Genomic DNA, 13,155 nt, shown 5'->3' with positions numbered 1-13,155 from the left:
ACCGATTTATGTAAAATCTGATAAATGATTCACAAGTCCCGGGATCAGTTAATCATCTAATAAAATAGGATAATTTGTTAACAGATATTCATTACTATATATTAAGTAGTTACCCCTATCTCAAGGTCCACAAGCGGGGGCAGCATAGCGTATAAAACCCATTACTTCCAGACTATTCACGTCTTATCCGGTTCATCTTTGGGCAAGCATCCGTCAGGATCCTCTTTCATGGAATGCAGCTTCAGCTTATTCAGATACTATCAATTACTCCGGTCTCCCGCACAAAAAAAGACCCCGCGAATAATTTCGCAGGATCCTTATCAGTGGGAAGCGATTTAAAATTCATTATGCAGCCATTTTCCAATTGCTAGGGTGCCTTACCTGAAAAGAATCGAAGAAACTTCGCTCTCCTTCTCCTTTTGCGAGTGTTCATGGTGAATCAACTGCCTTTCGGAATGACATCATGTTCTTCCGTCCGTCGATTGACAATACCACTTCCCACTTGTTCTATATTTACCCGCTCCTCAGGAAGTGAAACACTTTAGCCCGAACTTCCTCTCGAATTTTGAGATTAGCCTATGTACCCCTTCATTTGTATAAATGATGGCGACTACTCACTCTTCATCGACTGGGACAGTTGTACCAGCTTGTTCATGGTTTTCCAATTCCGCATCGTCATCGGTACGCCGAGCTTCGTCAACTGAACCGCCAGCTTGGAATTCCGAACGCTTTCCTTAAACAGTAAGTAAACCTCTTCACCAATAACCTCGAAGGTTTCCTTTTCGTTTACATAAAGCCTTAATTTCTCCACATCTTCAGCAGCAGGCGCTTCCGGCAGCATGGCAACATAAAGGCTCTCAAACTCCGACGCTTCCTCCGCTTGACGTATCGTTTCTTCCGAAAATGGACAGTTCCGAACAATCCCCTCGATTTCCTCAGAGGTTCTAAGGATCACCGATATCGAGAAGCCGAACGTTTCAAGTATGCCTTGTTCCATTTGGACGCGCAGCGTTTCCTTGGATTCCGCGGATTCGAAGAGCACGTTTCCGCTCTGGATGTAGGTCTGCACGCGAGTTAGTCCCATGTGTTCAAGCATCTTCCTTAGATCGGCCATTTTGATCTTGTTATGGCCGCCGACATTGATCCCTCTGAGCAACGCGATATAAATTGTCATCCAAGCATCCTTTCCACGATCAGACCTGCCGTCTTCTCCCCGTTCGCAATGCAATCCGGTATACCCACTCCATAATAGGAGCATCCCGCAAGCATAACGTTAGGGTACAGGTCACCCATTTTATACTCTAATGACTCCACGATTTGCCGGTGCTTCAAATGATAATTCGGCATATTATCATGCCATTTGGTGACTTCACAAGAAATAGGCTCTGCCTTAATGCCGAGGCTTTGGCTGATATCCTCCATCCCGACCCGCTTCAATTCTTCATCGGATAATCGGATGAGCTCCTCGTAATGCGGATTGGAGCTCTTGTAGAACAATCGCATTAATAACCGCTTGTTCTCGGAAGTATGCTCCCATTTCCGGCTCGTCCAGGTACAAGCATCACACTTTAACTGGGTTCCCTTAGCCGTAATGAATCCCGTTCCATCGTAGGGAAGTTCTTCGTCTTGAATATCATAGGCAAGATACACGCTGATAAGCGATTTGGTATACAGCTGGTCAAAGTCCTCGTTAAGCAGCGGATCTTGCAGCAGCTCCTTCGCGGCGGATCCCATTGTGCTTAATACAACAAAATCAGCTTCAAGCTTTTCGCCATTTGCCAATGTTATCCCGTAACCGCTAGCCATTTTCTCCAGCTTCTCTGCGGAAACGCCCTTGTATATCTTCGCGCCTGCTTGTATCACGGTCCGTTCCAGTGCATCAATCAATACGGAGACTCCGTCTTGGAAGGAAACAAACTTCTTATTACCTGAGCCCAGGAACTTCTGTTTATGCTCGGCTAGACCACCCATGATACTACCGTGTGCATTTTTGTATTCTAGTAAATAAGGAAACGTGGACGCAATCGTGAGATCATGAAGCTCTCCGGAATATACGCCCGATATGACCGGAGCGATCTGATTCTGAACGATTTCCTTACCAAGGAAGGCTTCAAGGAACTCGCCCAAAGAATCATCCTTGGTAAACGTTTCATTCGGCGTGTAGTAGTCCTTGAGCGCCTTCACCTTCCCCTCGGCAGACACGAGCTCGCTTTCCGCCAAGGATTTCAAGCTAAGCGGTATGCCGAATACGCTCTCATCCGGGATTCTTTTTAAACCTGCAGTCGTATATATGAACGAAGTCCCCGTGGCATTATACACAACCTGGTCTGTTAACTGAAGCTCCTCCAGAAGTGGTGCCACATTCGTTTTCCGGGATACGATCGAATCCGCTCCGGTTTCCATAATAAATTCACCGTTCTGAACGGTTCGGATTTTGCCTCCCAGCGTTTCACTTGCCTCGATAAGCACCAATTCCATATCTTGTTGATGGCGATTTAACTCTTTTTGCAAATAGTATAAGGTCGAAAGTCCGGTAATGCCGCCGCCGATGACTACGGTAGTTGTCACTGTACATACACCTCTATTATGTAGGTTCATAACATCTTCATCATGTTTGTTACCATTGTATCCAGTTTCTAAGTATATCATAGAGTCCGTTCTTTCGATGGCCGCCAATCCCTCAATATTGTGAACAGAATCGTTCACACAGTCATCGGCTTTCCACTAGGAAAAGGAACACAATTTGTACATCATGCATCCTATTCCCTTTGTGCACGTGCAGATTCAGGGGCATGCAAGGATGGTTGTCGACAGCAAAAAAAACTCCGCGAGATCACTCGCAGAGTTTTTTCGTGGGAAGCGGTTATTTCTATTCTAACGCAATCGTTCCATTGCTTAAGGTGTACTTTGGAATAATTCAGGTAGTATCGTCCTTATTCCTCGTTATGCTGTACATGGGTATCAAATCCTTTCGGTAATTCCGACTTAACGTCTTATTATCCGTCTGGTGTTGATGTGTTTCCACTTCCCACTTAGGATATATATACCCGGTGTACGGTTGATGAAACAGGTGAAGCTTTTCTTTTTTTTGCCCTTGCCAGAACTTTTAATTATCCTCGGTCAACACTTCAAGCAATCCGGCCGGAAGCTCATACTTGCGGTTGTTGATCTGAATGCTCTTCAGCTCCTCCAGCAGCGAATCATTGCTTTCCGAATCCTTAATGGCCTGTACTTCGTGGTGCAATTGCTCCATCTGACGGTCCAGCGCGTTAGCCGTATCCGCCGCCTTCTTAAGCTCTTCCAGCAGATGCTGGGGAACCGACTTATTATATTTGTAGAAAATTTTATGCTCCAGACTCGCCCAGAAATCCATGGCAATGGTCCGAATTTGGACTTCAACGCATACCTTCTCCACCCGGTCGGAGAAAAAAACAGGCACTTCGACTAACAGATGCAGGCTTTGGTATCCGTTTGGCTTCGGATTCTTGATATAATCTTTGACGTTCAGGACCGTTAAGTCGCTCTGCTTCTGCAGCATGTCGCTGATTTTGTAAATGTCGGTAATGAAGGAGCAGGTGATTCTTAGACCCGCGATGTCTTTAATGTTGTCTTCGATGGAACTGAGAGATATGTTTCCGCCTTTTCGGAGCAGCTTCTTCATGATGCTCTCCGGCGATTTCAGGCGGGACTTCGTATGTTCGATCGGACTATAATCATGAAGAGCCTGGAACTCCTCTTTTAATATTTCCATTTTGGTTTCGATCTCATCTAAGGCGAATTTGTATTTCATCATAAATCGGGTAATTTCGTTCCGAATGATTTTGAGCTGTTCGATTTGCATAGAATTCATGGGATACTTCCTTTCGATTGTGTGATTCAGAGCCGTGATGACTCGAGTAGTAAATAAAAACAAAACACGCTGCTAACATTCTAGAAGTTCTGCTCCCTCTTTAAATAGTAGTTGATTTTGAGGTGCGACTGCAACTTTAGTGCAATGACGTCAAAAAGACGCTGCAACCAGGGGGTTACAACGTCTTTTATCATATGCCAGCATCGTAGCGCTTGATATCGTTGTATAAACCATATCTTGCAAGGCATTTATGCTCGTATTTTATTATCCTATAAATTTATGAACGTGGTATTATTTCTCGGGCAATCGCAAAATACTCATGGTTTCGACATTAATTCTTAGTATGACTTAAGTGGTTACTCGTTCCATTTTTATTTTGGATATGACTTGTTCCAATCTATGGATATCCTTATGAAAAGGACTTAGAACGGTATATATATTTTGAACTTCATGTGAGCCAAACATTTGATGATTATGCTTAATGAAGGTGGCAAGTGTTCCTCCAGGGCCTAAATCTACAAAAATCTTATCTTTCAGGGGCATCAAAGATTTCAATGCATTGCGGAATTGGATCGGTTCCCTCACCACGTTCCATAAGTATTCGGGTTCGAAAGCAGCCACCCTCTGCCCGCTAAAAGATGAGATTACGGTCGTATGGGGAGACTTTAAAGCTAAAGAGCTTACATGGCGCTCATAATACGGGCCTGCCGGGTCGATCCACTTGGAATGGAAACCATGACGAATGGGTAATCGCTGAGCCATGATATTACAATCTTTTAAATAAGACTCCACTTCGGAAAGAGCCGCGGCTCCTCCCGAGATGACAAAATGCGTATCAAAATTAACCGATGCAATCTCACAGTTCTGATAAAGTATCGGTTCGCTGCGGTATAGAGATACCTGATCAAGAATAGCGATCATGCCCCCGGATTCGCAATGATTCTGAACGATTTCAGCTTGAGCGATCACATGCTCCAATGCTGAAGTGTAATCCATGGAACCTGCGACCGTGCAGGAAGCAAATTCCCCCAAGCTTGTGCCTAACACATAATCAGGGAAGATCCGATATTCCATAAATACCTGAGCTAAGGCATACTCGATCATGAATATTGCGGGATGTGTGAATGGTAATGAATCAAATGGCTGGCTGATCGGATAATCATTCTCGTAAAGCTCGCGGGTTACCGATTTCCCGGAGATTTGATAATAATATTGATCCAGCTTCTGAATCCAATGACGGAATACCGGCTGATCCCGATATAACTCCTTGCCCATTTGGTAATATTGCGATCCTTGCCCCGAAAACAAAAATACGATCGATTTCCCCACTTTTTTCCACTCCCATTTTATCGAAAATTAAATATCCCTTCTTGATTTGGCCTCATTCTGAAATTGACAAAATGCTTGAGCGAATCCAATTGAAAATAGATGTTCTGATCGTACAACATACTTATCGTTTGACCAGGAGGGGTACCATAGGAATGACCAGGAAATACCCGCAGTTCCGGAGCCGCAAAAGATTTGATTTTTTGAATGCTATCAAACATCGCCTCAGCGGATCCCCCCTTGAAATTGCATCCCCCGCAGCCTTCAATAAAGAGTGTATCCCCCGTAAAAATACAGTCTTCAAGCAAAAAACACATACTTCCCGAAGTATGCCCGGGCGTCCACAAGCACGTCACGTTTGTCTCCCCGAACATGACGACCTCATTATCGGATAAACTTGTCAAATTTCGGCAATTAAAACCATAGTCTTCAATTTCCACGCTCGACATGAATACATCACATTCATAAATTTCGGTTAACACCGACGCCAAATTTACGTGATCGTAGTGGGAGTGGGTCAGCATAATCCCTTTCACATCTGCGTTTAAATAGTTTAGCCTGCCTATTATGGTATCGAGTTCCCATGAAGGATCAATGATGATGGCAGAGCGGCTGCTTTTATCAAAAACAATATAGCTATAATTAATAAAGGGATGCGAAACCGTTCGCAGTACAAACACTTCGTAATGAACCATGATTCCTCCCCTTTCGCATCGGGCATAAAAAACTCCCGGCTAAGCGCCGTTTACTGCAGCTTAACCGGGATTCGTTCATGCCTTGACTCCGTGTAATTCTTTCGTCTTCTCTTTAAACATGTGGAGAAACTCTTTGGTCATGCCATGTTCAGAATATAACTCTTCGCAAAACGCAAAAATCGTTTCATAAGATTTGGCTTCTGATAACAGCACCATATGATTGGAAGGATCTATATCCATCACATGCAGTTTAGGAAATTGACGTTCCCATTCCTCCCAGTAGGTTGCATGGTCTAGAGCTGAAGAATCTTCCGTTGTAGAGAAATAGGGTTCCAGCTCTCCAAAGATCAGTCCACCCTTATTGCGGAAATAGTAGCAGGTTACGGCTTCGGGGTCGGATAGTGGCCTCACCGAAAACCGATCAAATTGGTATGCATGTTGTATCTTGATATTCGCTTCAATCATCGACATGATTTGATCCTCCGTCTTGGTGAGTCCGCGGGTGTTTCCAAGCTTAATTAACTGTTCAAACAATTCCTCTTCCTGAACATTCAGATCCAATTCATTCCGATGGATGAGCGTCTGCATAAATTTATCCGGTTCCTGAAAATTCTTTGAAGCAAGGGCCAAATTAACGGCTTGCAATACGGCCGTCTTTCTGGAAACGGCTCCTTGCTGAAACTCTTTTCCATATGGTGAATCCAGCATCACCACTGAATTCACCGAATGTCCAAGCTCCTGCAATTGACGTGTCACTTCATACGCCAGTACTCCGCCTAAGGAGTAACCTCCCAGATCATAAGGCCCGTTAGGCTGAACGGATTGAATAATATGGGCATAGTACGCAGCCATCGCCCCAACCCCTTTTAACGGGGATCGATCAGTTAACCAACCTCTTGCCTGGATGCCGTAAAATGGCCGCTCGCTCTTTTGCGCGAGCTTTTGATACATTTCCACGCCACCCAAGCCGCCATGGAACCAAAATACGGGCGATCCCTGCGAGCCATTGTTAAGAAGGATTAGCTCGGGAAACTGCGGCCAACTCCCAGGCACTTCGGACATGCCTTGTCGGCTGAAGATGCTTGATCCATCCTCTTTCATTAGCGATTCGATCATTGTAATGATGTGCAGAAGCGTCCTGCATTCCTGAAGTTTAACGAGATCCACCGCCGGAGCCAGCTGATTCTGCAATTGCTGCAAGAGCTGCATCAATAGAATGGAGTCAAGCCCATATTGATCCAAAGGCAGGTCTGGACTCAACTCATGGGGGGCCAATCCCAGTATTTTCGATACGATATCGATAACACGGCTGCTTACATTAGGGTCCGTCTCAGCCATTATCGATGTGGTTGCAGTGAAACGATGGGTTGAAGCTGCACGTTTAAGCTGTCCCGGATGGATCTCTTGTGCTCCATCGCCATCAAGATCGGGCCAACACCTTCTCCTCTCAAACGGATAGACAGGCAGTGACATTCTACGAACCTCTTTTGCATCGTGAAGTGTTTCCCATGGAAATATGCCGCCTCTTGTCCATTGGAGAGCGATATCCGTCAGATTGTTATCCACAAATAATGTTAGGACAGCATCCGAATCCATTTTGGACTTGGAATTGACTGTCTCTCCTGTAAAAATGACAGGATGCGAATCTTTCGCCATCGGGACGACTTGCGATGTTTTCAGGAATTGCCTGAAACCACTAATCAGCTCCTCGCGGCTGCTTGCAACGAAAGCCAGCCGGGATTCCATCTGTTCTCTGCCTATCTGCAAGGTGTATGCGAAATCCGATAAAAAGAATTCCGGCGCACGTTCTGCATATTCAAGCATGCGCCGAGCATATTCTACTAGTCGCTCTGTACTTTTTGCCGAGAGAGCTACGATCTGAGGTTTCCTCGAAGGTTCCTGATGCTTACCGGCAGCCACCGGAATATACTCTTCCAGGATGACATGAGCGTTCACACCGCCGATGCCATAGCTGTTTATCGCCGCACGTCGCGGTAGCACCTTTCCATGCGTATCGGTTAACGGCTCCCATTCATGATGCTCTGCAGAAATTCGAAGCGGACTTCCTTCCAGCGAAATATGCTGACTTGGACTCGTAAATCGTTTCACTCCAGGGATAAGTTTGTGTCTTATCGCCTGAATGGACTTGATCAACGAAGCCATGCCTGAAGCAACTTCCCCATGACCCAGCGAAGGCTTCAGCGTGCTGATATAACAAGCACTCTCTCCCCATGAATCAGATGAAGATGGATCGTTTGACGCTATCTCCTGATAACCCGTCTTCAATGCATTGACTTCGATGCCGTCGGCGATAGGCGATGCGATACCATGAGCTTCAATATAGGATATCGTCCGGGGGCTAACTCCCGTGCCTTTAAATGCTTGGGCCATGGCTGCCTTCATCCCAGCAGCATTGGGTGAGGTCAATGACATTCCTTTGCCCCCATGGGACACGCCGGTCCCTTTGATTACAGCATAAATTAAATTATTGTCCTCAATCGCTTTCGACAGCGGCTTGATGATGATTGCACCAACACCCTCGCTCCGAACAAATCCGTCCGCGTTGGACTGAAAGGATTTAGCTCTTCCATCCGGGCTTAGATATCCCATAGCATCAAAGCCTATGAAGCCTATAGGAGAAATCAGCAGGTTTACAGCGCCTACAATCGCTTGCTCGCATTCTTGGTTATATATGGATCGGATCGCTCGATGTAACGCCACCAATGTAGAAGAGCAAGCCGTTTCATAGTATTCACTGGGTCCTTGCAAGTTTAATGCATATGAAATGCGGTTCGGAATCAGGGATGGGACCACGCCCGTCATCGCTTGGGGATTCCCTTGTGAAATCGAAGTGACGTTCATATAATCGCCTGGGCCTGCAGCTACGAAAACGCCTGTAGGATGTTGCGAGAGCTTGCTCGGCGAAATGCCGGCATCTTCAACCGCCTTCCAAACCTGAGTCAGCAGGAGACGCTGTTGGGGATCCATCATTTCGGCTTCTCTCGGAGAAATACCGAAAAATAACGGATCAAACTCTTCCACGCCTTGAATAAAGCCTCCCCATTTCAGACTGGTTTGCTCTTCGTCTTCAGAAGGATCGTCCAAGCATTCTCTCCAATCCCAGCGTTCTTTCGGTATTTCCGTTATACAGTCCTTGCCCTCCACGATATTCTTCCAAAATTCATCCACATCCTTTGCCATCGGAAACAGGCCACTGATGCCCACAATCGCAATTGGCTCAGATTCAGAATCGCTGGCCTCCGGGTCCGGAGACGGCGACTCAGACCGAACTGCTATCCTTCCCGGTCGAGAACGTGATTTTCTCAAGAGAATCTCTTCTTCTTCGGGCCCACTTGTCTTCGGTACGGTTAGATCCTCCTGGACGGTTAATGAAGCCTTTTCATCAAAGGCAGTCCGATGTTCCGATAACAAGTATTCGGCAAAGCTATCCAGCGTCGTATATTCAAAGAACACGGTAGGCGTCAATTCAAGATGGTATTCCTCATTCAGAAGATTGGCAAATTGCGTAAGCGAGATCGAATCAAACCCATACTCACTTAACTCCGATTGCATATCGATATGTTCCAGCTTGACCTTTAGCAGCTTGGATACAGTCTGGACCAAGGCTGTCTCTACTCTTGCCGGCAAGTTGGTATCATCTGACTTAACGGGTGCTGACATGTTCTCATGCTGAACGGATGCGGCTGCCGGCAGCATTCTAGGCTTCACTCGGGACATGATGCCTGTCATTACTACCACCTGGTTCCTTCCCGAGGCCAACCCCTGATACAGCGCTTGGATACCTGTCGAAGTCTGCATTGGGACAGTACCGAGGCTCTTCATCATGATTTTTTCGACTTCCTCGTCAACACGCATCCCGCCTTCTTTCCAGAGCGGCCAACTGATGGATAACATGCGTCCATGCCTTTGCCTGGAAGCCGTAAGCGCATTTCTATACTCAGCATAAGTATCCATGAAAGCGTTAGCGGCCGAATAATCCGCCTGTCCCGGATTCCCCGTTGCCCCGGCCACAGAAGAAAACGCAATGAACAAATCCAGTTGAATGTCTTTGCTGGCTTCGTCCAGATATACGAGTCCCCTTACTTTGGGTGCCATCACGTTTTCCAGCTCTTCGACATCTTTTCTAAGAATTAGATTGTCCCGGATAACGCCCGCCCCATGAATGATGCCGTTCATGCTTCCGTATTCCTCATGAATGCTCTGAATCAAGGAGGTAACCTGCTGCTTATCTGTCACGTCGACTTGTCGATAATCAACCTTGGCTCCAAGAACCCGCAGTTCATCCAGTTCGGCATGCGTACCCTCATGCAGTGATGAGCGTCCGGTAAGAATCAATACGGCCTCTTTCGCTTTATGGAGAATCTCTTTGGCAAAAATGATACCAAGACCTCCTGCACCACCTGTGATCAGGTAAATGCCTCGGTCTCTCCAGGGAGCAGCCGCCTTCATAACGTCAGCTTGGAGTTCATCCCATCCGGCAACCCAACGTTTGCCGTCCCGATACCGAATACGTTGATCCATTGGATGGTGACTGTTCTCCATGAATACGTCCGTTATATTAGTATCAACGGATTCTATTTCGATATATTGACATACAAGCTTGGAGTTTTCCGACTGTGCAGCCTTCATCAAGCCGGAGATCCCCGATAACAATAGCTGATCGTGTTGTGAGAGTGACAACACCTGGATAAGGATTTTATCTTTGGGCTTGTCTCTCAGAATCGCTTGAATTTCCTCAAAGATTCGGGCCGAATACGTTATAAACCGCTCTTCTATTCGTTCCTGATATGATTCCAGCGTAATGCAACGGGCCTGGCTCAACTGATGGTTTAAACTCTGCATGCCCGAACCGATCTCACACAGGAACACCAAGTGTTTGGCATACTCCGGGGCACTGCCAATCCGAGCAACTGGCTGGTCCCGCCAGATCGGTTCCAGCATGAGGGTACCAGGCGTTTCCGAAACCGTCGATGATTTCACCTCTCCGTCAAGCACCCTGGTTGAAAACCCCCTCATTTTTACATAAACCTTACCCTGAGCATCACATAGGTCGATATCCAGTTTCTGCACTTTACTCTCTGGTTTATTTCCGTCACTGTACCGGATTCGTGCCCACATCTCGGAAGGACAGCTGCGGAAAACCTCCAGCTCATGCAGGGCAAACGGAAGCCCCGGCTTCAACGAAGCGCTCGACGCTGAATCAGAGCTCATCATCATGGATATGGTGGCCTGCAGAGCAGAATCCATTAGGCTGGGATGCATCGTAAAAGGAGAAGCTGCATCTGTCACTCCGGATGGAAGAGACAGCTTCGCTAACGCCTGGCCGCTGCCCAGATAGACTTTTTTTATGCCTTGATGTGCTGGACCGTATTGTATACCCATTGCGCTATAGGTTTCATAGATCTTGCTTGATGAAATGATGTCCAGGTTGCATTCAGCCAGAAGCGATTCAATATCCAACGAAGCATGATCATTCATGCTGCATACTTCCGCACTTCCCTGACTGTGCAGCACCGGTTCTCCTCCCGCTTCCTGCACACTGTATACTTCATAGGCAATTTCACCATTGTCCTCATGATATAGATCCAAATGGACTTGAACCGGTTGATCTTCCGCCACAATGGGCCGAGCCCATACGACATTTTTAAGGCGAATTCCTGTGCGACCTTTCTCCAGCGTCTCTCCGGCAATTTGTTCTACGGCCGATCGCGCCATTTCAAGATAAGCCACTCCAGGCAGAACTCGCTGTCCCTTCACAACATGATCCTTTAGGAAAAACTCACTCCCCGTAAAGACCGAACTGAAACGCAGCCCCGAAAGATCTGAGGTATTCCGGTGAAGTAAAGGATGAACAACAGATACGGCCGGAACTCCAACAGGTTTTGTTGCATCAGTATCCTTCTCGGTCTCAGGGATCCAGTAAGGTTCACCAGCAAACGGATAAGTTGGCAAGCCAATGCGACACGGCTTAACGTCTCCATAGATTTGGTTCCAGTCGACGCCCAGTCCTCTTACCCAAAGGTTGAGAAGTTTGGCGTATTTTCCGCGTTGGATCCATTTGTTAACGGCTTCCTGAAACTCTTCATCCGCTTCGAAGACTGACATCGTCTCCTTATTGCGTTTGACCTGTCCCCGGAACATATCCTTGATATGACCACGGCCCTCAATGAATCCTTCCAGCTTCATCTTAAGATCGTCCATGGACCCTACGATCCATGCCAATCGTTCTTCCATTGCTTCACGCCCCACTTGAAGCGTATAGGCAATATCAGGAAGCGCAGCGTCCGAGAACTGTTCTTCCGTGAGAGCATACAATAACTGCCTGGCCTGTTCCCGGAGCCTGTCTTCGTTTTTAGCCGATAAGAGAATCAACGCAGGACTTTGCGAACTGACGGCAATGCGGGCCCGTTGATCGTTCACCTGGACATACTCTTCAACTATGATGTGTGCGTTAGCTCCCCCTGCACCGAAGGACGAAATACCGGAACGGCGAGGAACTTCCTGTCCATGAATCGTTGGACGTTTCCAATGAGCGGTATCACGCTGCACAACAAATGGCGTACGATCAAAGTCAATATTAGGGTTTAATCCATGCCCGTGCATGACATTTTTCACTAAGGTTTGATGCTTCAATTGAAGCAGCACTTTGGTAAGCTGCGCAATACCAGCCGCTGCCTCTGCATGTCCAATGTTGGATTTGACAGAAGAAATGGAGCAATATCCTGTATCTTCGGTATATTTGCCGAATACATCCGTCAAACCTTTAATCTCAATCGGATCCCCGAGCGACGTTCCGGTGCCGTGAGCTTCAATGGAACTGATGCTTCTTGGATCAATCCCGCTTTGGATAAGCGCCTTTTCAATCGCCTGAGACTGGGACACTGGACTTGGTACCGTATAACCGTTCGTCCTGCCCGCATGGCTGACCGCGGTCCCTTTTATGACCCCATAAATGGAGTCCTGATCCTTGATTGCCTCCTGCAAAGGCTTCAAAAAGAGGGCGCCTACCGCCTCAGACGGCACATAACCTGTTCCCCCTTCGCCAAAAGCGCGGCATCTGCCGTCGGAAGCGCTGAATTGTCCCTGGCACAACGTAATATACTTGCTAGGATGAAGCGAAAGATTTACACCGCCGGCGATTGCCATCCGGGACTGCCCATTTCGGATGCTTTCACAAGCCAAGTGAACTGCATATAGGGATGAAGAACAGGCTGTGTCCACCGTTAAACTTGGACCTGTAAAATCCATGATATAAGACACCCG

At 46.9% G+C, this 13,155-nt stretch carries 6 protein-coding genes (1 of these 6 cut by a window edge); all 6 read right to left on the bottom strand.

Annotation, left to right across the window (positions count from 1 at the left end; translation table 11 throughout):
• Positions 1 to 610: 610 nt before the first annotated feature.
• Positions 611 to 1,174, bottom strand: coding sequence for a DUF1697 domain-containing protein (locus tag AB4124_RS22065; RefSeq protein ID WP_430104757.1), 564 nt, complete (start codon positions 1,172 to 1,174; stop codon positions 611 to 613).
• Complete coding sequence (locus AB4124_RS22060; protein ID WP_441974161.1) at positions 1,171 to 2,568, bottom strand: protoporphyrinogen oxidase; 1,398 nt, start codon at positions 2,566 to 2,568, stop codon at positions 1,171 to 1,173. The genes AB4124_RS22065 and AB4124_RS22060 overlap by 4 nt, the downstream gene beginning before the upstream one ends.
• Positions 2,569 to 3,106: 538 nt before the next feature.
• Positions 3,107 to 3,850: a GTP pyrophosphokinase gene (locus AB4124_RS22055; protein ID WP_379404241.1), complete on the bottom strand. Its 744-nt coding sequence runs from the start codon at positions 3,848 to 3,850 to the stop codon at positions 3,107 to 3,109.
• 348 nt (positions 3,851 to 4,198) lie between these two features.
• On the bottom strand, positions 4,199 to 5,179 hold the full coding sequence (locus tag AB4124_RS22050; protein ID WP_076321929.1) for an acyltransferase domain-containing protein: 981 nt from the start codon (positions 5,177 to 5,179) through the stop codon (positions 4,199 to 4,201).
• A 17-nt stretch (positions 5,180 to 5,196) separates the two neighbouring features.
• Positions 5,197 to 5,874, bottom strand: a complete 678-nt coding sequence (locus AB4124_RS22045) for an MBL fold metallo-hydrolase (RefSeq protein ID WP_372238791.1) — start codon at positions 5,872 to 5,874, stop codon at positions 5,197 to 5,199.
• 72 nt (positions 5,875 to 5,946) lie between these two features.
• Positions 5,947 to 13,155: the end of an SDR family NAD(P)-dependent oxidoreductase gene (locus AB4124_RS22040; protein WP_441974160.1), read on the bottom strand. It continues 10,800 nt past the right edge of the window; the window shows 7,209 of its 18,009 coding nt (coding positions 10,801-18,009); its start codon lies off the right edge, out of view; its stop codon occupies positions 5,947 to 5,949.

The organism is Paenibacillus sp. 2KB_20 (assembly GCF_052115765.1).
Classification (GTDB): domain Bacteria; phylum Bacillota; class Bacilli; order Paenibacillales; family Paenibacillaceae; genus Paenibacillus_AQ.
Note: the sequence above shows the minus strand (reverse complement) of the source record. Positions and strands in the feature narration are given on the sequence as shown.